This is a genomic window from Amycolatopsis sp. NPDC004378 (genome assembly GCF_053602455.1).
Genome location: NZ_JBSGDR010000001.1, coordinates 422,624 through 445,794, shown reverse-complemented (window position 1 = coordinate 445,794; position 23,171 = coordinate 422,624). Strand labels below are relative to the sequence as shown.

At 72.5% G+C, this 23,171-nt stretch carries 23 protein-coding genes and 1 riboswitch; of the genes, 14 read left to right on the top strand and 9 right to left on the bottom strand.

The annotated features are described in order from the left end of the window. The first annotated feature begins 54 nt into the window (after window positions 1-54). From ACWEN0_RS02200 to ACWEN0_RS02190, 3 genes are read left to right on the top strand one after another with little or no spacing between them, the layout of a single operon-like run. Complete coding sequence (locus ACWEN0_RS02200; protein WP_451968140.1) at window positions 55-1,206, top strand: exonuclease SbcCD subunit D; 1,152 nt, start codon at window positions 55-57, stop codon at window positions 1,204-1,206. Further along, on the top strand, window positions 1,203-4,154 hold the full coding sequence (locus tag ACWEN0_RS02195) for an AAA family ATPase (RefSeq protein WP_451968138.1): 2,952 nt from the start codon (window positions 1,203-1,205) through the stop codon (window positions 4,152-4,154). The genes ACWEN0_RS02200 and ACWEN0_RS02195 overlap by 4 nt, the downstream gene beginning before the upstream one ends. A 21-nt stretch (window positions 4,155-4,175) precedes the next feature. Further along, window positions 4,176-4,367 carry a DUF1737 domain-containing protein gene (locus ACWEN0_RS02190; RefSeq protein WP_451968136.1) on the top strand — a complete coding sequence of 64 codons (192 nt, stop codon included), beginning with the start codon at window positions 4,176-4,178 and terminating at the stop codon, window positions 4,365-4,367. A gap of 87 nt (window positions 4,368-4,454) precedes the next feature. On the opposite strand, the gene ACWEN0_RS02185 is transcribed toward ACWEN0_RS02190, so the two are convergent. Further along, window positions 4,455-5,846, bottom strand: coding sequence for a DNA-3-methyladenine glycosylase 2 family protein (locus tag ACWEN0_RS02185; protein WP_451968134.1), 1,392 nt, complete (start codon window positions 5,844-5,846; stop codon window positions 4,455-4,457). Between the two features lie 103 nt (window positions 5,847-5,949). On the opposite strand from ACWEN0_RS02185, the gene ychF reads away from it, so the two are divergent. Continuing rightward, the gene (gene ychF, locus ACWEN0_RS02180) at window positions 5,950-7,032 is read left to right on the top strand and encodes a redox-regulated ATPase YchF (protein ID WP_451968132.1); all 1,083 of its coding nucleotides are present in this window, start codon (window positions 5,950-5,952) and stop codon (window positions 7,030-7,032) included. Then, the gene (locus tag ACWEN0_RS02175) at window positions 7,029-7,361 is read left to right on the top strand and encodes a hypothetical protein (protein WP_451968130.1); all 333 of its coding nucleotides are present in this window, start codon (window positions 7,029-7,031) and stop codon (window positions 7,359-7,361) included. The genes ychF and ACWEN0_RS02175 overlap by 4 nt, the downstream gene beginning before the upstream one ends. A gap of 239 nt (window positions 7,362-7,600) precedes the next feature. On the opposite strand, the gene ACWEN0_RS02170 is transcribed toward ACWEN0_RS02175, so the two are convergent. Next, on the bottom strand, window positions 7,601-7,729 hold the full coding sequence (locus ACWEN0_RS02170) for a hypothetical protein (protein WP_451968128.1): 129 nt from the start codon (window positions 7,727-7,729) through the stop codon (window positions 7,601-7,603). A gap of 76 nt (window positions 7,730-7,805) precedes the next feature. Beyond that, the gene (locus ACWEN0_RS02165) at window positions 7,806-8,090 is read right to left on the bottom strand and encodes a 4a-hydroxytetrahydrobiopterin dehydratase (protein WP_451968126.1); all 285 of its coding nucleotides are present in this window, start codon (window positions 8,088-8,090) and stop codon (window positions 7,806-7,808) included. Between the two features lie 32 nt (window positions 8,091-8,122). Beyond that, window positions 8,123-8,230: riboswitch (TPP riboswitch) on the top strand. Window positions 8,231-8,254: 24 nt separating this feature from the next. Here ACWEN0_RS02165 and ACWEN0_RS02160 point away from each other — a divergent pair. The 3 genes from ACWEN0_RS02160 (at window position 8,255) to ACWEN0_RS02150 (ending at window position 11,978) form a co-directional block, all read left to right on the top strand. Next, a complete protein-coding gene (locus ACWEN0_RS02160) occupies window positions 8,255-9,304 on the top strand; it encodes a thiamine ABC transporter substrate-binding protein (protein WP_451968124.1) in 1,050 nt (349 codons plus the stop codon). Between the two features lie 110 nt (window positions 9,305-9,414). Then, window positions 9,415-10,971, top strand: a complete 1,557-nt coding sequence (locus tag ACWEN0_RS02155; protein WP_451969811.1) for an ABC transporter permease — start codon at window positions 9,415-9,417, stop codon at window positions 10,969-10,971. Then, window positions 10,971-11,978, top strand: coding sequence for an ABC transporter ATP-binding protein (locus tag ACWEN0_RS02150; protein ID WP_451968122.1), 1,008 nt, complete (start codon window positions 10,971-10,973; stop codon window positions 11,976-11,978). Before ACWEN0_RS02155 ends, ACWEN0_RS02150 begins: the two co-directional genes overlap by 1 nt. A 1-nt stretch (window position 11,979) precedes the next feature. Here ACWEN0_RS02150 and ACWEN0_RS02145 read toward each other — a convergent pair whose 3' ends face one another. Continuing rightward, window positions 11,980-12,789 carry a helix-turn-helix transcriptional regulator gene (locus ACWEN0_RS02145; protein WP_451968121.1) on the bottom strand — a complete coding sequence of 270 codons (810 nt, stop codon included), beginning with the start codon at window positions 12,787-12,789 and terminating at the stop codon, window positions 11,980-11,982. 135 nt (window positions 12,790-12,924) lie between these two features. Between ACWEN0_RS02145 and ACWEN0_RS02140 the strand changes: the two genes are divergently transcribed. Continuing rightward, window positions 12,925-13,656 carry a dienelactone hydrolase family protein gene (locus ACWEN0_RS02140; RefSeq protein ID WP_451968120.1) on the top strand — a complete coding sequence of 244 codons (732 nt, stop codon included), beginning with the start codon at window positions 12,925-12,927 and terminating at the stop codon, window positions 13,654-13,656. Here ACWEN0_RS02140 and ACWEN0_RS02135 read toward each other — a convergent pair. Genes ACWEN0_RS02135 through ACWEN0_RS02125 form a run of 3 tightly spaced genes read right to left on the bottom strand, consistent with a single transcriptional unit; the run spans window position 13,626 to window position 16,566 of the window. After that, on the bottom strand, window positions 13,626-14,504 hold the full coding sequence (locus ACWEN0_RS02135) for an ABC transporter permease (RefSeq protein ID WP_451968119.1): 879 nt from the start codon (window positions 14,502-14,504) through the stop codon (window positions 13,626-13,628). The two genes, ACWEN0_RS02140 and ACWEN0_RS02135, sit on opposite strands and share 31 nt — an antisense overlap. Continuing rightward, window positions 14,501-15,475, bottom strand: a complete 975-nt coding sequence (locus tag ACWEN0_RS02130) for an ABC transporter ATP-binding protein (protein ID WP_451968117.1) — start codon at window positions 15,473-15,475, stop codon at window positions 14,501-14,503. The genes ACWEN0_RS02135 and ACWEN0_RS02130 overlap by 4 nt, the downstream gene beginning before the upstream one ends. Continuing rightward, entirely contained in the window at window positions 15,472-16,566 is a 1,095-nt protein-coding gene (locus tag ACWEN0_RS02125) for a LolA family protein (protein WP_451968115.1), read from the bottom strand. The genes ACWEN0_RS02130 and ACWEN0_RS02125 overlap by 4 nt, the downstream gene beginning before the upstream one ends. 147 nt (window positions 16,567-16,713) lie before the next feature. Between ACWEN0_RS02125 and ACWEN0_RS02120 the strand changes: the two genes are divergently transcribed. From ACWEN0_RS02120 to ACWEN0_RS02110, 3 genes are all read left to right on the top strand, one after another. Next, a complete protein-coding gene (locus ACWEN0_RS02120; RefSeq protein WP_451968113.1) occupies window positions 16,714-17,430 on the top strand; it encodes a response regulator transcription factor in 717 nt (238 codons plus the stop codon). Next, window positions 17,427-18,740, top strand: a complete 1,314-nt coding sequence (locus ACWEN0_RS02115; protein WP_451968111.1) for a sensor histidine kinase — start codon at window positions 17,427-17,429, stop codon at window positions 18,738-18,740. Before ACWEN0_RS02120 ends, ACWEN0_RS02115 begins: the two co-directional genes overlap by 4 nt. A gap of 132 nt (window positions 18,741-18,872) precedes the next feature. Next, window positions 18,873-19,268, top strand: coding sequence for a (deoxy)nucleoside triphosphate pyrophosphohydrolase (locus ACWEN0_RS02110; RefSeq protein WP_451968109.1), 396 nt, complete (start codon window positions 18,873-18,875; stop codon window positions 19,266-19,268). Between the two features lie 38 nt (window positions 19,269-19,306). Here ACWEN0_RS02110 and trpS read toward each other — a convergent pair whose 3' ends face one another. Further along, on the bottom strand, window positions 19,307-20,272 hold the full coding sequence (trpS, locus tag ACWEN0_RS02105; RefSeq protein WP_451968107.1) for a tryptophan--tRNA ligase: 966 nt from the start codon (window positions 20,270-20,272) through the stop codon (window positions 19,307-19,309). Window positions 20,273-20,484: 212 nt separating this feature from the next. On the opposite strand from trpS, the gene ACWEN0_RS02100 reads away from it, so the two are divergent. Then, window positions 20,485-20,784, top strand: coding sequence for a YciI family protein (locus tag ACWEN0_RS02100; protein ID WP_451968105.1), 300 nt, complete (start codon window positions 20,485-20,487; stop codon window positions 20,782-20,784). A 1-nt stretch (window position 20,785) separates the two neighbouring features. Here the strand turns inward: ACWEN0_RS02100 and ACWEN0_RS02095 are convergent, their stop codons facing one another. Further along, complete coding sequence (locus ACWEN0_RS02095) at window positions 20,786-20,935, bottom strand: hypothetical protein (protein ID WP_166641800.1); 150 nt, start codon at window positions 20,933-20,935, stop codon at window positions 20,786-20,788. 194 nt (window positions 20,936-21,129) lie between these two features. Here ACWEN0_RS02095 and typA point away from each other — a divergent pair, with 194 nt between their 5' ends. Next, the gene (gene typA / locus ACWEN0_RS02090; RefSeq protein WP_451968103.1) at window positions 21,130-23,055 is read left to right on the top strand and encodes a translational GTPase TypA; all 1,926 of its coding nucleotides are present in this window, start codon (window positions 21,130-21,132) and stop codon (window positions 23,053-23,055) included. Window positions 23,056-23,171 lie beyond the last annotated feature (116 nt).

Sequence of the window (23,171 nt, the reverse complement as noted above, 5' to 3'; positions counted from 1 at the left end):
GAGCCGGCGGCGAGCCTTCGCGATTTCGTCGGAGCCGGGTCGTACCTTGGGCCCGTGAGATTCCTGCACACCTCCGACTGGCACGTCGGGCGCACGTTCCACGGCGCCGACCTGCTCGCGGAACAGGAAGCGGTGCTCGGGCACCTCGCCGACCTCGTGGCCGGCGAGGCGATCGACGCCGTCCTGGTGGCGGGCGACATCTACGACCGCGCGGTCCCGTCGGCCGAGGCCGTCCGGGTGGCCACCGCGGCGGTCGCGCGGATCCGCGCGGCGGGCGCGCAGCTCGTCGTCACGCCGGGGAACCACGACTCGGCGCCGCGGCTCGGCGCCTTCGCGGAGTTCGCGGCGGCGGGCGGGCTGCACCTGCGCACCACGGTCGGCGGCCTGGCCGAGCCGGTGCTGCTGGACGACGCGGACGGCCCGGTCGCCGTCTACGGAATCCCTTACCTGGAGCCGGAACCGGCCCGGCACGCGCTGGGCGTGCCGGAGGCGCGCGGCCACACCGGCGTGCTCACCGAGGCCATGCGGCGGATCCGGGCGGACCTCGAAACCCGGCCGGGCGTGCGCTCGGTCGTGCTGGCGCACGCGTTCGTCACCGGCGGCGAGCCGACCGAATCCGAGCGCACGATCGCGGTCGGCGGCGTCGAGCAGGTGCCCGGCTCGGTCTTCGACGGCGTCGACTACGTCGCGCTCGGCCACCTCCACGGGCCGCAGACGCTCGCCGAGCACCTCCGGTACTCCGGCAGCCCGCTCGCGTATTCGTTTTCCGAAGCGCGGCAACGCAAATCGGTCTGGCTGGTCGACCTGGACGCGCACGGCCTCGCCGAAGTCCGGCGGCACGAGCTGCCCGTGCCGCGGGCACTGGCGACTCTCCGCGGCGAGCTCGACGACCTGCTCGCCGACCCGGCGCACGACGCGTACCTCGAGCACTTCCTGTCGGTCACGGTCACCGACCGGGTGCGCCCGGTCGACGCGATGCGGCGGCTGCGCGAGCGGTTCCGGTACGCGGTCCACCTGGAGTGGGAACCCGAGGGCGGGTATGCCGGCGCCCCGCTCCGGTACTCCGACGCCGTGCGCGGCCGGTCGGACATCGAGATCTCGCGCGGCTTCCTCGACGACTGCCGCGGTGCCCCGCCGACCGAGAGCGAAGAGCAGCTCTTGTTCGAGGCCCTCGAAGCGGCCGACCGGGGGGCGCTCGCGAAATGAGGCTGCACAGGCTGGAGGTCGAAGCCTTCGGGCCGTACTGCGCACGCGAGGTGGTCGACTTCGACGTGCTGGGCGCCGACGGTCTCTTCCTCCTGCACGGCGAAACGGGCGCGGGCAAGACGACGTTGCTCGACGCGATCGCGTTCGCGTTGTTCGGCGTGGTTCCCGGTGCCCGCAACGAAGCCAAGCGGTTGCGCTGCGACCTGGCCGAGACCGACCAGGTCACCGAGGTCGCGCTGGAGCTCACCGTGCAGGGGCACCGGCTGAAGATCGTGCGCAACCCCGAGTACCAGCGGCCGAAGCGGCGCGGCGAAGGCACGACCACCCAGCAGGCGCGGGTGTCGCTGAGCTGGATCGGCACCGCGCCCGCCGGGCTGCCACCGGAGGGCCTGATCCGGATCGAGGAGGTCGCGCGCACCGTCGAGCGGCTGCTCGGGATGACGGCGGCGCAGTTCTTCCAGGTGGTCCTGCTACCGCAGGGCGAGTTCGCCCGGTTCCTGCGGTCGGACACCGCCGAGCGCGAGAAGCTCCTCGAACGGCTCTTCGGCACCGAACGCTTCGCCGACGTCGAGCGCTGGTTCGCCGACCTGCGTGCCGAGCGCGGCCGGGAACTGGAGCACCAGCAGGGAAAAGTGCGCGAACTGCTGGCGAGGTACGCGCAGGAAGCACAGCAGGACCCGCCCGAGGCGGAGGTCGCGGAGTGGGTCGGTGCGGTGCTGGAGGCGTCCGCCGAGCGCGTCCGACAGGTCACGGCCGAAGAGGAGCGCACGCGGGCGGCGGCCCAGCGCGCGGACGTCTACCTGCAGGAAGAACGCGCCGGCGCCGAGAAGATCCGGCGGGTCCGGACCGCGCACCTGCGGCTCGTCGAGATCACCGAGCAGGCGCCGCAGCGCGCCGAATGGGCGCAGGAGGTCGCGGCCGCGCGGCGCGCGGCCGGGGTCGCGGTGGAGGCCGACCTGCTCGACCGGCGTGCCGCCGAGCTGACCGAGGCCGAGCAGGCGGAAAAGGCTTGTGGCGCCCAGTTGCGCGAGTTCGGCACCCGCGCGACCGGGGACTTGAAGGCGCGGGCGGCCACCGCGCGCGAAGAGGCCGGCGCGGTCGCGGAACTGGTCGCCGAGGCCGAGCTGCAGCAGCTCGACATCATGCGGCGCGACGACCGCAAGCTGGCCGCGGTCACCGCCCAGCAGCAGGTCGAAGCGCTGACCGCCGAGCTGGCCGAGATCCCCGGCCGGCTCGCCGAACTGCGGGCGGACGCCCTCAAAGCGGCCGAAGCCGAGGCCAAGCTCGAGGGCGCCAAGGCCAAGGTCGAGGAGCTGCGGGCCTTCGCGCGCGACGCAAGTGAGCTGCCCGAAGCCCAGGCGAAAGTCGGACGCGGTGAGGCGAAGCTGCGCGAGGTCGTCGACACCCACCAGGCGGCTCGCCAGCGTCGGCTCGACCTGCGCGAGCGGCGGCTCGACGGGATGGCGGCCGAGCTGGCCGCCGCACTGCCCGACGGGGCGCCCTGCCCGGTCTGCGGGTCAGCCGAGCACCCGGCGCCGGCGAACCGGGACATCGCCCTCGTCGACCCGGCCGAGGAGCGTGCCGCCGAAGAGGCCGAGCAGGCGGCCGACGCGGTGCGGCAGCGGGTCGTCGTCGCGCTGGAAGAGGCCAAAGCGCGGCTGGCGGGTCTGCTGGACCGGCTGGGTGGGCGCACCGCCGAGTCGATCACGGCGGAGCTGGCCGAAGCACGCTCCGCCGTCGCCGCCCTGACCGAGCAGGCGGCCGGCAAGGCCAAGCTCGGTCAGCAGGTCGTGCTGCTGGAGCGCGACCTCGAGGTCCGGACGGACCGCCGTCGCAAGGCCGAACAGGAAATGACCGAGGCGGCGACCGACGTCCGGGCCCTGGACGAACGGCTGGCCGAGCGCGAACGCCGGCTGGTCGCCGGCCGCGGCGAGTTCGCGGACGTCGGTGCCCGGCGCGCGCACCTCATCGGGCTGGCCGAGGCCCTGGAAGCGGTCGCCGAGGCCCGGACCGCCGTCGCGGGCGCCCGGGAGCGTGTCGCGCAACAGCGTGCCCTGGTCGAGGCGGCGGTCAAGGCGAAGGGGTTCACGTCGCTGAAGAAGGCGCGGGCCGCGATGCTGCCGGACGAGCAGATCGAGAAGCTGGAACAGGGCATCGCCGAGGCCGAGGCGGCCGCGGCGGGCGCGCGGGCCCTGCTGTCCGAACCGGACCTCTTCGGGATCTCGCCGGACGACGTCGCGGACGTCGGCCGTGCGGCCGACGCGGCGGAGCTGGCCCGGGCCCGCTCCGACTCCGCGTATGCGGCGCTGCGAGTCGCGACGGCCCAGCACGAAGAACTGACACGGCTGGCCGGTCTGCTGCGCAAGGCCCTCACCGGGCTCGCGCCGGCCGAGGCGGCGTACGCCGAGCTGAAAGCCTTGGCGGAGGTCGTCAACGGGCGCGGGCAGAACAGCCGGAAGATGTCGCTGCGCTCGTACGTGCTGGCGGCGCGGCTGGAAGAGGTGGCGGTCGCCGCCACGCACCGGCTGCGCACGATGAGCCAGGGCCGGTATTCGTTCGTGCACTCCGATGCGGCCGGGGCACGCGGCACCCGGGGCGGGCTCGGCATCGACGTGCTGGACGACTATTCGGGCACCATCCGCCCGGCGAAGACGCTTTCCGGCGGCGAGTCGTTCCTCGCGTCCCTGGCCCTGGCGCTGGGCTTGGCCGACGTCGTCGCGGGGGAGACCGGTGGCGCGCTGCTGGACACCCTGTTCGTCGACGAGGGGTTCGGCACCCTGGACGCCGAAACCCTCGACGTCGTCATGAACATCCTCGACGAACTCCGCGCGGGCGGCCGGGTGGTCGGCCTGGTCTCGCACGTCGAGGAACTGCGGCAGCGCATCCCGACGCGGCTGCGGGTCCGGAAGGCCCGCACGGGCTCGACGCTGGAGGTGCGGGCCGGCTGAATTCTCGGACAAGATGAAGGCATGACCGACCAGCCGCCGAACGACCTGCCCCGTTACCGCCTGCTCACCGGCCCGGACGACGCGAAGTTCTGCCACCGGGTCAGCGAAGCGCTCGAGCTTGGGTACCGCCTGTACGGCTCGCCGTCCGCGACGTTCGACGGTGACCAGGTGATCGTCGCGCAGGCGTTGCTGTGGCAGGGCGAGCAGGGCTGAGGCCGGGTCAGGCCGCGTGCCAGGGGTACGTTCCGGCGTAGCACCACGGTGTCCACGTGCGGGCGCGCTGTGGCAGGGCGTGCAGGGTCAGGCCGCGTGGCGGAGGTACATCCCGGCGTAGGAGCACCACGGCGTCCACGCGCGGGCCCGCTCCGGCAGCGAGGCGGGCGGGATACCCAGTGCCTCGGCGCCGCGGCGGACCTCGGCGTCGCCGGCCGGCAGCACGTCCGGAGCGCCGAGCACGCGCATGAGCACGTGATCGGCGATGGCGGCATCGATTCCCGGGCACGCGAGCAGGTCGGCACGCAGCTCCGCCGCGTCGCGGCCGACGTGGATGTCCAGCCGGCCCTCGGCCAGTGCGGCGGCGACGCCGGTCACGGTCGCGCCGCAGCCGGCTGTCGCGATCTGGGCCGCCGTCGGGAACAGCCTGGTCACGCCCCACTCGCCCGGCACCTCGTCGCCCGGCGGAGGCGGACCTTCGAGCAGGGCGCGGAGCAGCAGCTCGTCCCCGTCGACGGCCCCCGGGACCCGGATCCCCGGCACCGCCGCGACGACCGGTGCCAGCGCCGGGTCCGCGCCGAGGACGCGGGTGACCGCCGCGGGGTCCGCGTCGAGGTCGAGCAGCCGGCGGACCCGGCTCACCGCGCTGCCGAGGTCGCGCAGGTCGGTGAGCAGCAGCTCGCAGCGGACGTGGTTCGGCTCCGGGGTCAGCCGGACGAGGCCGGTGCCGTGGGCGAGCCGGAGCGTCCGCGCGTAGGCGGTCGAAGTCACCTCTTCGACGTCCGGGATCGCGTGCGCGGCGAAGTAGCGAAGCAACCCGGCCGCGTCGAACGGCGGCCGGAACGGCAACCGCAGGCTCAAGCGGGTTCCGCTCACCTCGCCTTGGCGTCGTCGTGACGCGGCGAAGGCGCGAAGCTGCGAAGGCGTCGTCGCGAACACTTCGCGGATCGTCTCGTTGAACTGCCGGACGCTGGAGAAGCCGGCCGCGAACGCGACGTCGGTGAGCGGCAGCCCGGACACCTCGATGAGCAGCCGCGCCGAGTGCGCGCGGTGGGCCCGGGCCAGGGCGAGCGGGCCCGCGCCGAGCTCGGCGGTGAGCACCCGGCCGAGCTGGCGTTCCGAGTAGCCGAGGCGCCGGGCGAGGCCGGGGACACCTTCGCGCTCCACCGTGCCGTCGGAGATCAGGCGCATCGCGCGCGCCGCGAGGTCGGCGCGCACGTTCCAGTCCGGCGAGCCCGGGACGGCGTCGGGCAGGCAGCGGCGGCAGGCGCGGAAGCCGTTGGCCTGCGCGGCCGCCGACGTCGGGAAGAAGCGGACGTTCTGCTCCTTCGGCGTCGAGGCCGGGCACGACGGGCGGCAGTAGATACCGGTGGTGCGGACCGCCATGATGAACTGGCCGTCGAAGCGCGAGTCGCGGGCGGTGACCACGCGGTAGCAGCGTTCGGCGTCCCGCCACAGGGCGAGCGTGTCGGTGACCATGAATCCGAGCATGCCAGCAGGTCAGGGCCGTTGCTGGCGGAAATCCGACGCCGCGTTGGGTGCACGCCGGGTGGCGGGGGCGAGCCACGTAGACTGCGGGGTCGTGAGCCTCACCCTCGGTATCGTCGGCCTGCCCAACGTCGGCAAGTCCACCCTGTTCAACGCGCTGACCCGCAACGACGTGCTCGCCGCGAACTACCCGTTCGCGACGATCGAGCCGAACGTCGGCGTGGTGCCGCTGCCGGACCCGCGGCTGGACAAGCTGGCGGAGCTGCACAAGTCGGAGAAGATCGTCCCGGCCGTGGTGTCCTTTGTGGACATCGCGGGCATCGTGAAGGGCGCGTCCGAGGGTGCCGGGCTGGGCAACAAGTTCCTCGCCAACATCCGTGAAGCCAACGCGATCTGCCAGGTCATCCGGGTGTTCGACGACCCCGACGTGGTGCACGTCGACGGCCGGATCGACCCGTCGAGCGACATCGAGACGATCAACACCGAGCTGATCCTCGCCGACCTGCAGACGCTGGACAAGGCGCTGCCGCGGCTGGAGAAGGAAGCGCGGACGAAGAAGGAGAACAAGCCCGCGCTGGACAACGCCCAGAAGGCGAAGGAGATCCTCGACGCCGGGCGCACGCTCTTCCAGGCGCAGAAGGAAGTCGACTTCGACGCCCTGCGCGAGCTGAGCCTGCTGACGACGAAGCCGTTCCTCTACGTCTTCAACGCGGACGAGTCGGTGCTTACCGACGAAGCCCGCCGCGAGGAGCTGACCAAGCTGGTCGCCCCGGCGGACGCGGTGTTCCTCGACGCGAAGGTCGAGGCGGAGCTGCTGGAGCTGGACGACGAAGAGTCGGTGCGCGAGCTGCTCGAGTCCGTCGGCCAGCCGGAGCCGGGCCTGTACGCGCTGGCCCGCGCGGGCTTCCACACGCTGGGCCTGCAGACGTACCTGACGGCGGGCCCGAAGGAGTCCCGCGCCTGGACGATCCCCCAGGGCGCAACGGCCCCGCAGGCGGCGGGCGTCATCCACACGGACTTTGAGCGCGGCTTCATCAAGGCGGAAATCGTCTCGTACGACGACCTGATGGAGGCCGGCTCGATGGCGGCGGCCCGAGCGGCGGGCAAGGTCCGCATGGAGGGCAAGGACTACGTCATGGCCGACGGCGACGTGGTGGAGTTCCGCTTCAACGTATGACGCGGCCGTTGTCGCCGGCCGAGCGAGCCGTGCTGGACCACCTGCTCGCCGGCGAGTTCCCCGGCGCGCCGCGGCTGCGTGCCCAGCTGCCCACGGCGCGGGTCACCGGAACCTGCGCCTGTGGGTGCCCGACGATCGACTTCGTGGTGGACCCGGCCCTGCCCGCGGCCGACCTCGACGGCCGGGTGGTGGTGGAGGCCGACGCACCCGACGGCGGCATCATCGTGTTCGCCGAGGAAGGGCGGCTGTCGGGACTCGAGTACTGGTCCGTGCGTGACGACGTCCCAGCGGAGTTCCCGCCGCCGGAGCAGATCCAGCGAGCCGGGTAGCGACAGCCACTCCGACGAGTACGCCGCCGCACTGGAAGCCAGGGCGACGGCGCTCGATCGGCGGGTCCGGCTCAGCCGAGGATGCCCATCAGGGCGATCGTGATCAGCACCACCGCGGGGGCGAGGGCGTTGATCCAGGCGCGCTGGGCGGGGGTGAGGGCGGCGGTGCTGTTCATGGCGTTTCCTTGGGCCGAAAACCGATGCTTCCGCCCTGCTCAGCGCGCTGATCATGCCCTTCGTTAGCGGCTGTGATCGAACTCACCGGCATCCGGGTGACGACGGCCGCGGGCGGTGAACCAGAGCACGCCGCCGGCCGCTGCCACCATCGCCGCGAATGCCGCCGTGCCCACCACGATCGCCTGCGTCATGATCCGTCTCTCCTAGCAAAGGTCGTTTACCGAGAGACGTCGAAATCGCGAAAAAGTGCACCCAGAGTTACCGAAGTCACACCGAGTCGAGCACCGAGTCGATCTCGGCCGCCAGCGAGAAGTCCTTCGCCGTCAGGCCGCCCGCCGAATGCGTCGAGAGCCGGAACGTCAGCGTGCGCCAGCGGATGTCGATGTCCGGATGGTGGTCGGCCTGCTCGGCCAGCACCGCCACGCGGTCCACCACCTCGATCGCCTGCGGGAACGAGGCGAGCTCCACCTCGCGGGAGATCACCGCTCCCGACCTGGTCCAGCCCGTGCCCAGGCGTTCGTCGGCCTCGGAGTCGCTCAAGATTTCCGTCATGTCTCCATGGTCTTACGTCCTGGACTACGCTGCACGGTTGCCACGGGAGTCCGGCCGGTGCCGGGCTGAGAGGCGGGTATCCGCGACCGTTCGCACCTGACCGGATCATGCCGGCGTAGGGAGGGCTTCACCCCTCTTCGTCCGGTGAAGTGCAGGAGGGGTAGATGAAACGCAGGGCTGCGCGCGCCGCGACGGCCGTTGTCGTCGTGGGGGCCGTCACCGCGGGGTGCTCGCTGTCGAGCGGCGACGGCGGCACCCAGCAGACGCCCACCGTCACCCTCGTGACGCACGATTCCTTCCTGGCGCCGCAGGAGGTGCTCGACGCCTTCCAGAAGCAGTCGGGCATCAAGATCTCCGTGCTCAAGCAGGGCGACGCCGGTTCGCTGACCAACAAGCTCGTGCTGACCAAGGCCAACCCCATCGGGGACGTCGCGTACGGCGTCGACTCGACCTTCGCCTCGCGCGCGCTCAAGGAGGGCGTCTTCGACGCCTACACCAGCCCCGAGGCCGACCGCGGGCCGCAGCGCTACGCCGTCGACCCCGAGCACCGGCTCTCCGCGGTCGACGTCGGCGACGTCTGCGTCAACGTCGACACGAACTACTTCACGAGCAAGGGCATCCCGGCGCCCGGGACCTACGACGACCTCGCCGACCCGAAGTACAAGGACCTGCTGGTCGCGGAGGACCCGGCGACGGCGTCCCCGGGGCTCGCGTTCCTGCTCGGCACGATCGCGAAGTACGGCGAGGCCGGCTGGAAGGACTACTGGAGCAAGCTGAAGGCCAACGGGGTCAAGGTCGTCAGCGGCTGGGAAGAGGCCTACACCAAGGACTTCTCCGGCTCGGCGGGCAAGGGGCCGCGCCCGATCGTCGTCTCGTACGCGTCTTCGCCCGCCGCCGAGGTCGGTGACGACGGCAAGCCGCGCACCAAGGCGCTGCTCGACACCTGCTACCGGCAGGTCGAGTACGCCGGCGTGCTGGCGAACGGCAAGCAGACCGACAGCGCGCGCAAGGTCGTGGACTTCCTGCTCTCGCAGCAGTTCCAGACGACCGTCGCGGCGAACATGTACGTCTACCCGGCGCGGCAGGACGTCGAGCTGCCCGCGGGCTGGGCGCAGGTCGCGCCGCTGCCGCAGAAGCCGCAGACGCTGCCCGCGGACCAGGTCCAAGCCGGGCGCGAGAAGTGGATCGGCGAATGGCGCACGCTCGTGCAGTGACATCCGAGGCCTCGCCTCGGGCCGGGGGTTCCGCCGCCCGGAACCCCCGAAAACCACCGGTCCTGGCCCCGCCCAGGACCGCTCGAGGGGTCGGCCTGGCGCTGCTCGGCCTGGCCCCGATCGGGTTCCTGGTGGTGTTCTTCGCCTGGCCGGTGCTCGCGATCATCGGCCGCGGGTTCGCCGCGGGCGGTCTCGACACCGTCCTCGGCGACGTGCGCACCTGGCAGCTGGCCGGCTTCACCGTGGCGACGGCGGCCGCGTCGACGGTCGTCGCCGTGGTCGCCGGGCTGCCCGTGGCGTTCCTGCTGGCCCGGGTGAAGCTGCCCGGCGTCGGTCTTGCGCGGACGCTGGTGCTCGTTCCGTTCGTGCTGCCGACCGTGGTCGTCGGCCTGGCGTTCCGGGCGCTCTGGCCGGACGGCGGCGTGCTGCCGATCGTGCTGGCCAACGCCTTCTTCAACGTCGCCGTCGTCGCGCGGACCGTGGCCGGGCTGTGGGCCCGGCTGGACCCGCGGACAACCGACGCCGCCCGCGCGCTCGGCGCGTCGCCGTGGCGGGCCTTCCGGTCGGTGACGCTGCCCGCGCTGGCCCCCGCGATCGCGTCCGCCGCGGCCGTCGTGTTCCTGTTCTGCGCCACCAGTTTCGGCGTCGTGCTCATCCTCGGTGGCGCGAAGTACCGGACTCTCGAGACCGAGATCTACCTGCGGACCGTCGACCTCCTGGACCTTTCGGGCGCGGCGGCGCTTTCGCTGATCCAGTTCGCGGCCGTGGTCGCCGCGCTGGTGCTCGGCGGCCTGGCGCGACGGCGCAAGGACGGCGCCCGGACCGGGTCCGGCCGGGTGCGACGACCCCGCCGCGGGGAGTGGTGGGTCATCGGCGCCGCGGGCGTGGTGCTCGCACTGCTGCTGACGCCGATCGTGGCGCTGCTCGCCGAATCGGTGTCCGCCGGGAACGGCTGGAGCCTGGCCGGTTATCGAGCGTTGACCACCACCGGAGAGAAGGGCGCGCTGCAGGTTTCCGGCTGGGACGCCGCGGTCAACTCGCTCAAGGTGGCGATCGACGCGACGCTGCTCGCGATGGTCGTCGGCGTGCTCGCGTCCGTCGTGCTGGTGGCGCTGCGGCGCTCGCCGGCGAAGGCCGCGCGCGGGCTCGGCGAGACGATGGACGCCGTGCTGATGCTGCCGCTCGGGGTGTCCGCGGTGACCGTCGGGTTCGGCTACCTGGTGACGCTCGACGCGCTGCCCGGCGACCTCCGGACGTCGCCCTACCTCGTGCCGCTGGCCCAGGCGCTGGTGATCATCCCGCTGATCGTGCGGATGGTGCTGCCGGTGCTGCGCTCGGTCGACGTCCGGTTGCGGCAGGCCGCGTCGACGCTCGGCGCGAGCCCGCTTCGGGTCTGGCGCGAGATCGACCTGCCGCTGACGCTGCGTCCACTGGTCGCGGCGGCCGGGTTCGGGTTCGTCGTGGCACTCGGCGAGTTCGGCGCCACCAGCTTCCTCGCCCGGCCGGCCGCGCCGACGCTGCCGGTCGCGATCGCGTCGCTGATGGGACGCCCCGGCGAGCTGAACAACCAGATGGCGTACGCCGCGTGCGCGGTGCTGATGCTCGTGACGGTGCTGGCCGTCGCGCTGATCGACCGGCTCGGACGCGGCCGGGTGGGAGAGTTCTGATGGCGCTGTCGGTGCGGGACCTGACCGTCCACTACGGATCGTTCGCGGCGGTCCGCGACGTCCGGCTGGACATCGCCGACGGTGAGGTGCTGGCGCTGCTCGGGCCGTCCGGCTCGGGCAAGTCGACGCTGCTGCGCGCGATCACCGGGCTGGAGCCGTCGGCGCGGGGCGCGGTGAGCTGGGACGGCGAAGACCTCGGCGCGGTGCCGGTGCACCGCCGCGGGTTCGGCCTCGTCTTCCAGGACGGCCAGCTGTTCGGCCACCGCGACGTCGCCGCGAACATCGCGTTCGGCCTGCGGATGCACGGCGTGTCACGCGCGCAGTGGGCGGCACGGGTCGCCGAGCTGCTGGCCCTGGTCGGCCTGACGGGCTTCGAAAAGCGCCGGGTGACGGAACTGTCCGGCGGCCAAGCGCAGCGGGTGGCGCTGGCCAGGGCGCTGGCGCCGAAGCCGCGGCTGCTGCTGCTCGACGAGCCACTGTCCGGGTTGGACGCCGGCCTGCGCGAGCAGCTGGCCATCGACCTCGCGGACCTGTTGCGGCGCAGCAAGATCACGGCCCTGCTCGTGACGCACGACCAGGAGGAGGCGTTCACGCTGGCCGACCGCGTCGCCGTCCTCGACGACGGCGAGGTCCGCCAGGAGGGCGCGGTCCGGCGCGTCTGGCGCAACCCGGCGGACGACGACGTGGCGCGCTTCCTCGGCGTGACGACGTTCGTGGACGGTGTCGTGGCGGGCGGGGTGGCGCACACGCCACTGGGTGACGTCCCGCTCCCGGACGCCGACGACGGCCCGGTGCGGCTCGGCCTGCGCCCGCACGCGCTGCGGGTGGCGGCCGACGGCGTGCCCGGCGAGGTCGTCGCGGCGGTGCACCGGCGCGAGCATGTGCGGCTCGTCGTGCGGCTCGAAGAGTCCACTGTGGACGCCGTCGCCCCGGCGGCGTCCGACCTGCGCGCCGGGGACGCGGTCGAGCTGGAACTCGATCCGGACGGCGTCGCGCTGGTGGGCTGACTCAGCCGGCCCAGTGCGCGAGGAGGTCCAGCGCGGACTCCGACGGGCTGCCGGGGTCCGCGGTGAACGTGATCAGCCGCTGCCCCGAGAAGTCCGGCAGCTCGAAGTTCTCGAACCGCAGCGTCAGCTCGCCCGCGACCGGGTGGCGGAACCGCTTGCGCCCGTGCGTGCGCTGCTGCACCACCCGGCCCGACCACAACGTCCGGAACGTCTCGCTCCGCAGGGTCAGCTCGCCGACGAGCGTCGCGAGTGCCTTGTCCGTCGCGTACTTCGCGGCGACGAGCCGCAGCTGGCCGACGGTCGCGCGGGCGACGTCGGGCCAGTCCGGGAACACCTCGCGGCTCGCCGGGTCGAGCAGGCAGAACCGGGCGAGGTTGCGGGCCGGCGTCGCCGCGAAGTCGAAGAACAGCTGTGCGGACAACGGGTTCCACGCCAGGACGTCGAGCCGGTGGTCGAAGACGAGCGCGGGGACGCGGTCCAGCTTCGCCAGCAGGTCCGCGAGCTCGGGCCGCACCCGGCGGGCCGACGGCGGCCGGGCGGGCCGGGCCGCGGCGAGGTCGTACAGGTGCGCGCGTTCGACGTCGTCCAGCCGCAGGGTCCGGGCCAGCGCGTCGAGGACCTCGGGGGACGGGCCGCGCGCCCGGCCCTGCTCCAGCCGGACGTAGTACTCGACGCTGATCCCGGCGAGCTGCGCGACCTCCTCGCGCCGCAGGCCGCTCACCCGCCGCCGGGGGCCGGTGAGGATGCCGCTGTCGGCCGGCGTCGCGGCTTCCCGGCGCGACTTCAGGAAGCTGCCCAGTTCCCGGTCCATGCGGGCCAGTGTGCGGCTTCGGGCCGTCGCGAGCCTGGCCCTGCCGGTACCAGGACCGGCGGACCGACCCCCGGACAGGGGCTGGGTCCGCGGCCCGGCGCGCGGCAGGCTCGGCCGGGACGAAAGGACTTCCCCATGTGCCACCGCACCGACAGCCGCCCGCCCGCGCCGCCGACCCGGGGCGAGGTGGCGGCGGACGAACCCGTGACGCTGACTTCGGACGTCGACTTCCTCGCCCACCACGCCGTTCCGGCCGCACCGAACGGCCGCAAAGTCGTGCTGCTGCCGGACGTCCGCGGAGTGCACGCGTTCTACCGCGACCTGACCCGGCGCTTCGCCGAAGCGGGGTTCGAGACGGTGGCGATCGACTACTACGGCCGCACCGCCGGCCTCGGCGAGCGCGGCGACGGCTTCGACTGGGAGCGGCATCTCCCGGAGGTGAAACCGGCAGAGGTGGCCGCGGACGTCGCCGCGGCGAAGGACTTCCTCGGCGAGGGTGACGTCTACACGGTGGGCTTCTGCTTCGGCGCGGGCCAGTCGTGGCGCCTCTCGGCGGCCGGCCTCGGCCTGGCCGGCGTGATCGGCTTCTACGGCCTGCCGAAGCTGGTCACCGACGTGATCGACGACCTGGAAGTACCGATGCTCCTGCTCCTGGCCGGTGAAGACGTCGCGACCGGCCAAGCCGAGTTCGACGCCTTCACCGCGCGGCTGGAGCAGTCCGGCGTGCGGTACGAGCGGCACGTGTACGCGGGCGCGCCGCATTCGTTCTTCGACCGCTCGTACGCGGAGTGGGGCGAGGCCTGCGACGACGCCTGGCGCCGCGTCCTCGCCTTCACTCAGCCGTCCCGTGTGGACAGTCGCGCGTAGGCCAGCGACAGCCCGATCACGATGTAGCACGCCGCCCGCAGCGCGCCCTCGCCGAGCATCTGCGTCCCCATCGGGTCCTGCAGCACCTCGGCGGGGGCCAACGACCAGTTCTGCGTCAGCAGGAACGGGTGCAGCCAGTTCAGGGAGCTCAGGAACCCGAGGATGGTGAACACGATGTCGGCCGCCAGCACCGAAGCCACCACCAGCATCGGGTGCTCGGTCCAGCTGGAGATCGCCAGCGCCACCGCGCCGACCGCCCACAGCTGGAGCACCACCCAGCCCGCCACCAGCAGGATCCGGGCCAGCGCGGCACCCAGCGACAACGTCGTGCCCGAGAGCGTGAACAGCGAGTCCGTGCCGTTGATGATCAGCCCGGTCACGACGCCGGTGAAGCACATCGCCAGCACGGCGACCACCGACACCGTCGCGACGCCGAACGCCTTGACCGCCAGCAGCCGGCCGCGGCTCACCGGGGCGATCAGCCAGCCGCGGAGCGTGCCGTGCGCCGTCTCGCCCGCGATCGCGTCCGCGCCCGCCATGGCCGAGGCCAGCGGGAGCAGCAGGGTCAGCGTCATCACGATCGCCGCGATCGGCAGGACGAAGGCGTTGTTGACCGCGGAAGCCAGCAGCGCGCCACCGCCGCCGTCCGGGCCGCCGCCGGTCTGCGCGTTCTCGCTCACCAGCGTCAGGCCGATGCCGATGACGATCGGGATCAGGGCCAGCAGCCCGAGCACCGCCACCGTGCGCGGCCGGCGGAAGATCCAGCGCAGCTCCGCGGCCAGCAGCCGCGGCAAGGGCACCGTGTCGTGGCCCGTGCGGGCCGCCGGTGCCTCCAGTACGGCCGTCATTCCGCCCCCTCCGTCAGCCGCGCGAACAGGTCTTCCAGCCCGGTGCGGGCCCGCGTCGCCTCGTGGACCGCGACCCCCGCGCCCACGAGAACCTGCAGCACCCGCGGGGCCTCGGCCGCGGTGAGGTCGGCGCGGACGCCGTCCGGCGTGAGCCGCGCGCCGATCCGGTGCTCCCGCAGCACTTCCACGGCCTGCTCGGCGTCCGGCGTGCGGACCAGCAGGGCCGCGTTCCCCGACTCCAGCAGCTCCGCCAGCTCGCCCTGCGCGACGACGTTGCCGGCCTGCAGCACGGCCACGTGCGTGCACGTCGCCTCCACCTCGGCCAGCAGGTGCGACGACACCAGCACGGTGACGCCGTCGGCGTGCAGCTCGGCCACGATCCTGCGGATCTCCCTGGTACCCGCAGGATCGAGGCCGTTGGTCGGCTCGTCGAGCACGACCATCTTGCGCGGCACGAGCAACGCCGAAGCGAGCCCCAGCCGCTGCTTCATGCCGAGGGAGTACCCCTTGTACCGCCGGCGCGCGGCGTCCGTCAGCCCGACGCGCTCCAGCGCCGAATCGACGGCCCGGGGGATCCCGGCCGACGTCAGCCGCGGTTCGGCCGCGGCGAAGCGCAGCAGGTTGTCGCGCCCGGACAGGAACGGGTGGAAGCCCGGCCCTTCGACCAGCGCGCCGACGTCCGGCAGCGCGTGCGCGGCGGCGTCCGGCATCGGCCGGCCGAGCAGCTCGACCTCGCCTTCGGTCGGGCGCACCAGGCCCAGCAGCATCCGGATGGTGGTCGTCTTGCCCGAGCCGTTCGGGCCGAGCATCCCGACGACCGCGCCTTCGGGGATGTCGAGGTCGACGTGGTCCACCGCGACCGTGCCGCGGTAGACCTTGCGCAGGCCCCGGGTCCGCGCGGCCAGCGGGACCGCCGGGGCGGACGCCTCCGAAGAGACGTCCGCCCCGGACTCGACCGCTGTGCTGGTCACTTCTGGCCCAGGGCTTCGTACAGGACCTGCTCCGGCACCGCGCCGGCCGCGAACCGGCCGTCGTCGGTCAGCACCGCGGTGCCGACCTTCGTGGTGACGAGGTAGCCGCTGCCCCACGGGCCGCTGACCTTCTTGGCGAAGCGCTCGAGCAGCGCCTTCGGGTCGGCGTTGCGGCCCTCACGACCGGACTGCTGCTGCTTCGGCGCCGCGTTCAGCGCGTCCGCCGGGACCTTGCCGGTGACGACGGTGTCCCAGCCGTCGCCGACGACCTTGACGTCCTGCTTGGCCTGCTCGGCCCGGTCCTTGTCCGCCTGGTCGACCGTCGGCGTCTTCTCCTGCACCTTCGCGCCCTTCGGCGGGGTGAAGGTGAAGAGGTCGGCCGGCTGCTGGGTGAACTCGATCTGGCTGAACGCGACCTCGAGCGCCGGCGTCGACGTGCCGTTGCTCAGCACCGACACCCGCAGCGGCATGCGCGTCTGCGAGTCGACCGCCACGCGGATCTCGCGCAGCAGCGTCCGCTCGGTCGGCTTCGGCGTCAGGACCAGCTCGTAGGCCGGCCGGTCCGCGACGGTCGCGGTGCCGTCGACGGACACCGTGCTGCTCTCGCGGACCTTCGCCAGCAGTTCCGTCGAAGCCGCGACCGGGTCGGCCGTCTTTTCGCTGCCGGCGCCCTTCTGCTTCGCGACGTCGGCGGGGATGGTCACCTTGGTCGCGGTGTTGTTCTTGGAGCTGTAGTCCCAGACGGTCGTGCCGTCGTGGACCACGGTCTCCTGGCTGGCCCCCTGCGTCACGGCCAGGCGGCTCTTGCCCGCGCCGTCGCTGAAGATGTGCGCCGAGTCCATGTTCAGCGCCTGCGCGCCCGGCACCGCGTTCCCCACCGCGGGCAGGCCCAGGTCGTTGCTGACCTTCACCGTGCCGTCGAACGCGCCCGGCTTCGCCTTGACCACCGACTGGACCAGGTCCTCGGCGCTCACCTGCGGCAGCGCCGGCTTGTCGTCGGCGCTGGCCGGCATCGCGACGAACGCGAGCCCGCCCGCGCCGAGCGCGGTGCCGACGACCGCGGCCGTGATGCCCTTCGTCTTCGGTTTCATGCGTCTCTCCCTGTGGTGTCCCGGGCTCGAGTGTGCCCGGCTCCCTGGCCACGACGCTTCCCTCTCGAGGCTGAGATACCCCTGAAGGTTCTCCCTCCAACACTGAGATCGTGCTGAGAGCTGACGCACGACCTGCGCAAACCGGCCATGATGAACCTCGTGAAACCTCGGGTGCTGGTGGTCGACGACGAACCGGGCGTGCGGAAGGCGCTGCAGCGCGGTCTGCGCGCGGAGGACATGGACGTGGTCACGGCCGCGGACGGGCCCACCGGGCTGCAGCTGGCGAGCACCGGCTCGTTCGACGTCATCCTGCTCGACATCATGCTGCCCGGGTTGTCCGGCTACCGCGTGCTGGAGCGGCTGCGCAAGGACGGCGTCACCACGCCGGTGCTGCTCGTCTCGGCCAAGGACGGCGAGATCGACCAGGCCGACGGCCTCGACCTCGGCGCCGACGGCTACCTCGTCAAGCCGTTCTCCTTCGTGGTGCTGGTCGCGCAGGTCCGCGCGACGCTGCGCCGTGCCGGGCCCGAGGCCGGCCGCGGCACGCTGCGGCTCGGCGCGCTGGAGGTCGACCGCGGGCTGCGTCAGGTGCGCTGGAACGGCGAGGAGGTCGGGCTGAGCCCGCGCGAGTTCGCCCTGCTCGAGGTGCTCGTCGGCCGGGCCGGCACGGTCGTCACGAAGGACGAGCTGCTGCGGGCGGTCTGGGGCGAGGAGCAGGCCGTCACGCGCAACCTCGTCGAGGTGTACGTCGGGTACGTGCGGCGCAAGCTCGACGCGGTCGGCGCCGGTGCGCTGCTGCGGACCGTCCGCGGGCACGGCTACCTGGCCTCCGACGCGCAGCTCGACGAGGTCATCACCCCGTGAGCTCCTGGTGGCGGGGCCGGTCCCTGCAGGTCCGGATCACCCTGCTGGCCGCGACGATCACCCTCGGCTGCCTGCTCGGCCTGGCCGCGCTGGCCGCGTCGAACCTCTCGCCGCTGCTCATCGACTCGGTCGACCGCGAGCTGACGGGTGCGCTCGGCCCGGCCGGCGCCGAGGTGGGCGCCGGGCGTCCGCTGGCCGGCACGGCTCCGGTGACGCTGCGGGTGCTGGACATCTCGGGCGCGCCGGCGGACGGCGGCACGCCGACCGGGCTCGCCCCCTCGGACGTCTCGACGCTCAAGGCGGGCCAGCCGGTGCAGCGCGACGGCGCCCGGTACCTCGGCACGGTCGTCAGCACGCCCGACGGGTCGCAACGGCTGGTCGTCGCGGGCGCGGGCCTGGTCGGGTTCTCCGCCGCGGTGCACTACGGCGGGGTGTGGCTGGTGGTGGTCGCCTCGGTCGGGGCACTGGTCGCGGGGCTGGCGACGTGGCTGGTGGTGCGGCTTTCGCTGCGTCCGGTCGCGCGCATGCGGGGCTCGGTGCGGTCGTTGCCGCCGGGGTCGCGGCTGGCGCTGCCGGGCTCGCACGACGAGCTGCGCGCGCTCGCCGAGGAGTTCAACGCCCTTTTGGCGCGGCAGGAGCAGGCGGCCGAACGGTTGCGCCGGTTCACCGGCGACGCGGCCCACGAGCTGCGGTCGCCGGTCGCGTCCATCCGGGTGCAGGCCGAGGTCGCGGTCACCAACCCCGATCCGGAGCTGGCCCAGGAGACCCTTTCGGACATCCTCACCGAGGCCGAGCGGCTGTCGTCGCTGCTGGACGGGCTCTTGTCGCTGGCGCGTTCGGACGCGGGGGAGGTGCCCGCGTCGGAGCCGGTCGAGCTGGTCAGCGAGGTGCGCGCGGCCGTCGCGCGACTGCCGGCCGGGGCGCCGGAAGCGCGGGTGAGCAACGCGGTCCAGCAGGCCTGGGCATCGGCGGCGCACGCGGAGGTGGAGCTGGTGCTCGACAACCTGCTGCGCAACGCCTGCCGCTACGCGCGCGGCGAGATCGTGGTCTCGGTGCTGGCGTCGCGTTCGTCGGTGCGCGTGGTGGTCGACGACGACGGCCCGGGCATCGCGCCGGAGCACCGCGAGAAGGTCTTCGACCGGTTCTACCGCATCGCGGACGACCGGGCCCGCTCGTCGGGGGGAACGGGACTCGGGCTGGCGATGGTCGCGGAGACCGTCCGGCGGCGGGGTGGCCGGGTCCAGGTGGGCGAGTCGCCGGACGGTGGGGCCCGGTTCGTCGTCACCTGGCGGCCCGCTTCGGGTGACTGAAAGGGCATCTCGCGTGATTGGGGAGGCATCTCGCGTGATTGGGGAGGCATCTCGCGTGATTGGAGGGGCATCACGTGTGATTGGCGGGACGACACGGTCGGCCGTGGGGGCTTCCGGGTAGATTCCGGGGCTGTGAACGGTGTGATCGTGGGTGCCGCCCTGGTGCGCGACGGCAAGCTGCTGGCCCAGCAGCGGGCCTGGCCGCCGGGGCACGCGGGGCAGTGGGAACTGCCCGGTGGCCGGGTCGAGGCGGGCGAGTCCGAAGCCTTCGCGCTGGCCCGCGAGTGCAGCGAGGAGCTCGACGTCGTCATCGAGGTCGGGCGGCGCGTCGGTGAAGACGTCCCGCTGCCCGGCGAGAAGGTCCTCCGCATCTATGCCGCGAAGCTCGTTTCGCCCGGTGAGGAGCCGCGGGCCGTCGAGCACCTGGCCGTCCGCTGGCTCGGGCCCGACGACCTCGACGACGTCGACTGGCTGCCCGCCGACCGCATCCTGCTCCCGGCCTTCCGCGAACTGCTCGCGAGTCCGTGAAGGCCACATCGAGACCTCGATGTGGCCTTCACGGCTCTTCAACAGGCGCCGATCATCCGCAACGCCGCGTCGAGCCGGTGGGAGCCGCGCTCACGGGCACGGTCCGCGCCCGCCTTGCGCACGCGGTCCAGCTCCGCGACGTCGTCGAGCAGCGTTAACGCTCGTTCACGCAGGGGGCCGACCTCCTCGATCACGGCGTCGGCGACGGCGTCCTTCACCGCGCCGTACGACGAGAACTCCTCCGCCAGCTCGGCCGGGGAGCCGCCGCGGCAGGCCGCGAGGATCTCCAGCAGGTTCGCCATCCCCGGCCGGTTGTCCGGGTCGTGCACCGGCACCGAGCCGCCGTCGGTGACCGCGCGGCGGATCTTGCGGCGGATCTGGTCCGGCTCGTCCAGCACGAACACCACGCCCACCGCGTCCCGCGTCGACTTCGACATCTTGCGGGCCGGGTCCGCGAGGTCCCGGACGCGCGCGCCGGCCGGCGGCAGCACCGCGCGGGGAACGGTGAACACGTCGCCGTAGGTGCCGTTGAACCGCTTGGCCAGCGTCCGCGTCAGCTCGACGTGCTGGCGCTGGTCCTCGCCGACCGGGACCTCGTCCGCGCCCTGCAGCAGGATGTCCGCCGCCATCAGCGCCGGGTACGTCAGCAGCGACAGCCGCACCCCCGCCTGGCCCTTCGACTTCTCCTTGAACTGGATCATCCGGGCGGCCTCGCCGTAGTTGCAGGTGCACTCGAGGACCCAGGTCAGCGCGCCCAGCTCGCGCGCGAGGTCGGACTGGACGAACACGCGCTCGGGGTCGATCCCGGCGGCGATGAGGACGGCGAGCTGCTCGCTCGCCAAGGATCGGAGTTTCGCCGGGTTGTGCGGGGTCGTCATGCCGTGCAGGTCGGCGACGAAGTACAGGTCGTCCACGTCGCCCTCACGCGCCCAGCGGCGCACGGCGCCGAGGTGGTTGCCGAGGTGGACGTGGCCGGAGGGCGTGATGCCGGAGAGCTTGCTCATCGTGTCTTCCTTCCGCGGGGGACCACCCCGGAGAAGGCACGAAAAAGGCCGCCCGTCCGGGGCGGCCGCTGGGTTCAGCGCAGGACTAGACGGCCGCCGTGGGCGGCCACCAGCTGCTGGTCTGCGCGTGCATGCCGCGACTATAGCCGGGGCTGTCACCACTTCGCATCGTCCGGGCGCGGGAACCCGCGAGCGGGTCTACCTTCTTAACCATGTATGTCGTCCTGCTGAACTACACGGCCCCGATCGAGGAAATCGACTACGCGCTCCCGGACCACGCCGAGTGGCTGAACAAGCAGTACGAGAGCGGCCACTTCCTGGCGTCCGGGCGGCGGAACCCCCGCACCGGCGGCGTCATCATCACCCGGCCGATGGCCCGCGGGAAGCTCGACGCCATCCTGGCGTCGGACCCGTTCTCGGTGAAGCACCTGGCGCAGTACGAGGTGATCGAGTTCTCGCCGACGAAGACCGCGCCCGAGCTGAGGCTGGTCAACGAAGCCGTGACCCACTGAGCTAGGCGGCGAGGTCCAGCTTGGCCTTCTTGAGGGCAAGCACGGGGCACTTCTTGCAGCGCGGCTTCGACCGGCAGCACTTCTTCTTGACCTTGCCGGCCTTCATCAGCTTGCGCACGACCTTCCGCGGGTCGTCGTGCTTCTTGCCCACGCGCACGCACCTTCCGGATCGGCGACCGTCACCGGGTTTCCACGTTAGGTCAGCCTAATCGACAGGGGGGCGTGGGGCCGCTCACACCGGGGCGGCAGGTATCCTGGGTGAGGTCCGCGTGTGACCAGAGCCGGTCACGGGATGCCTGAACGGCTTGCGCGGCCATCCAACCCTTGAAGCTCAGGAGTTCTCGCGTGCCCGCAGCCAGCGCTACCGTCGAAACCGGCCGGCCGACCGGTAAGACCCGGCCCGACCTGCGCAATGTCGCGATCGTAGCCCACGTCGACCACGGCAAGACGACCCTCGTCGACGCGATGCTGCGCCAGTCCGGCGCCTTCGCCGAGCGCGCCGAGGTCGTGGACCGCGTGATGGACTCGGGGGAGCTCGAGCGCGAAAAGGGCATCACGATCCTCGCGAAGAACACCTCGATCCACCGCCAGACGCCCGAGGGCCAGGTGACGATCAACGTCATCGACACCCCCGGCCACGCCGACTTCGGCGGCGAGGTCGAGCGCGGCCTGGCCATGGTCGACGGCGTCGTCCTGCTGGTCGACGCGTCCGAGGGCCCGCTCCCGCAGACCCGGTTCGTGCTGCGCAAGACCCTCGAAGCCGGCCTGCCGGTGATCCTGCTGGTCAACAAGACCGACCGGCCGGACGCCCGGATCGCCGAGGTCGTCGAGGAGACCCACGACCTGCTGCTCGAGCTGGCCAGCGACATCGAGGACGCCGACCACGACGCGATCCTCGACCTCCCGGTCGTCTACGCCTCCGCGCGCGCCGGCAAGGCGAGCCTGGAGCAGCCCGCCGACGGCGAGATCCCCGAGAGCGAGAACCTCGACCCGCTGTTCGACACGCTGCTCCGGCACGTGCCGCCGCCCGCCGCCGACCTCGACGCGCCGCTGCAGGCGCTGGTCACCAACCTCGACGCGTCCAACTTCCTCGGCCGCATCGCGCTGATCCGCATCCACGCCGGCAAGCTCCGCAAGGGCCAGACCGTGGCCTGGATGCGCGAGGACGGCACGACGCAGAACGTCCGCATCTCCGAGCTGCTGGTCACCGAGGCGCTCACCCGCGTCCCGGCGACCGAGGCCAGCGCGGGCGAGCTCGTCGCCATCGCCGGCATCCCGGACATCACGATCGGCGACACCCTCGCCGACGTCGACAACCCGGTCGCGCTGCCGCGGATCACCGTCGACGAGCCCGCGATCTCGATGACCATCGGCGTCAACACCTCGCCGCTGGCCGGGCGCAACGGCGGCGACAAGGTCACCGCGCGGCTGGTCAAGGCCCGCCTCGACCAGGAGCTGATCGGTAACGTCTCGATCCGCGTCCTGCCGACCGAGCGCCCCGACACCTGGGAGGTCCAGGGCCGTGGCGAGCTGGCGCTGGCCATCCTCGTCGAGCAGATGCGGCGTGAGGGCTTCGAGCTGACCGTCGGCAAGCCGCAGGTGGTGCTGCGCACGATCGACGGCAAGCTGCACGAGCCGTTCGAGCGCCTCTACATCGACTCGCCGGAGGAGCACCTCGGCGCGATCACCCAGCTCCTGGCCGCGCGCAAGGGCCGCATGGAGGACATGAGCGGCAACGGCACCGGCCGGATCAAGCTGGAGTACGTGCTCCCGTCGCGCGGCCTGATCAGCTTCCGCACCGACTTCCTCACCGAGACCCGCGGCACCGGCATCGCGAACCACGTGTTCGAGGGCTACTTCCCGTGGGCGGGCGAGATCCGCACCCGCCACAGCGGCTCCTTGGTCGCCGACCGCACCGGCCCGGTCACCGCGTACGCGATGATCCAGCTGGCCGACCGCGGCACCTTCTTCGTCGAGCCGGGCGCCGAGGTGTACGAGGGCATGGTCGTGGGCGAGAACCCGCGCTTCGAGGACCTCGACATCAACATCACCAAGGAGAAGAAGCTGACCAACATGCGTCAGTCCTCCGCCGACGTGATGGAGACGCTGGCCCGCCCGCGCAAGATGGGCCTGGAAGAGGCGCTCGAGTTCTGCTCGGTCGACGAATGCGTCGAGGTCGCGCCGGAGGTCGTCCGGGTCCGCAAGGTCACCCTGGACGTCAATACCCGCGCGAAGGAGCGTTCTCGCGCCAAGAGCCGCGACAACGGCTGAGCCGAAAAACCCGAAAAGACCTCCCGGCATATCCCGCCGGGAGGTTTTTTCGTTGCCCGTTTGTCACCCTGGGTGGATAATCGACCGACACGAAGTCACGAATTCCGCCGTTCTTC

Bases quoted from the DNA above. Each gene is read 5' to 3' on its own strand.
- ACWEN0_RS02160 (WP_451968124.1), top strand. From the start codon at position 8,255: ATGAAACGCAGGGCTGCGCGCGCCGCGACGGCCGTTGTCGTCGTGGGG.
- ACWEN0_RS02145 (WP_451968121.1), bottom strand. From the start codon at position 12,789: ATGGACCGGGAACTGGGCAGCTTCCTGAAGTCGCGCCGGGAAGCCGCG.
- ACWEN0_RS02140 (WP_451968120.1), top strand. From the start codon at position 12,925: ATGTGCCACCGCACCGACAGCCGCCCGCCCGCGCCGCCGACCCGGGGC.
- ACWEN0_RS02185 (WP_451968134.1), bottom strand. From the start codon at position 5,846: ATGGTCACCGACACGCTCGCCCTGTGGCGGGACGCCGAACGCTGCTAC.
- ACWEN0_RS02120 (WP_451968113.1), top strand. From the start codon at position 16,714: ATGATGAACCTCGTGAAACCTCGGGTGCTGGTGGTCGACGACGAACCG.
- ACWEN0_RS02100 (WP_451968105.1), top strand. From the start codon at position 20,485: ATGTATGTCGTCCTGCTGAACTACACGGCCCCGATCGAGGAAATCGAC.
- ACWEN0_RS02190 (WP_451968136.1), top strand. From the start codon at position 4,176: ATGACCGACCAGCCGCCGAACGACCTGCCCCGTTACCGCCTGCTCACC.
- ACWEN0_RS02125 (WP_451968115.1), bottom strand. From the start codon at position 16,566: ATGAAACCGAAGACGAAGGGCATCACGGCCGCGGTCGTCGGCACCGCG.
- ACWEN0_RS02135 (WP_451968119.1), bottom strand. From the start codon at position 14,504: ATGACGGCCGTACTGGAGGCACCGGCGGCCCGCACGGGCCACGACACG.
- ACWEN0_RS02165 (WP_451968126.1), bottom strand. From the start codon at position 8,090: ATGACGGAAATCTTGAGCGACTCCGAGGCCGACGAACGCCTGGGCACG.
- ACWEN0_RS02175 (WP_451968130.1), top strand. From the start codon at position 7,029: ATGACGCGGCCGTTGTCGCCGGCCGAGCGAGCCGTGCTGGACCACCTG.
- trpS (WP_451968107.1), bottom strand. From the start codon at position 20,272: ATGAGCAAGCTCTCCGGCATCACGCCCTCCGGCCACGTCCACCTCGGC.
- ACWEN0_RS02195 (WP_451968138.1), top strand. From the start codon at position 1,203: ATGAGGCTGCACAGGCTGGAGGTCGAAGCCTTCGGGCCGTACTGCGCA.
- ACWEN0_RS02170 (WP_451968128.1), bottom strand. From the start codon at position 7,729: ATGACGCAGGCGATCGTGGTGGGCACGGCGGCATTCGCGGCGATGGTG.
- ACWEN0_RS02150 (WP_451968122.1), top strand. From the start codon at position 10,971: ATGGCGCTGTCGGTGCGGGACCTGACCGTCCACTACGGATCGTTCGCG.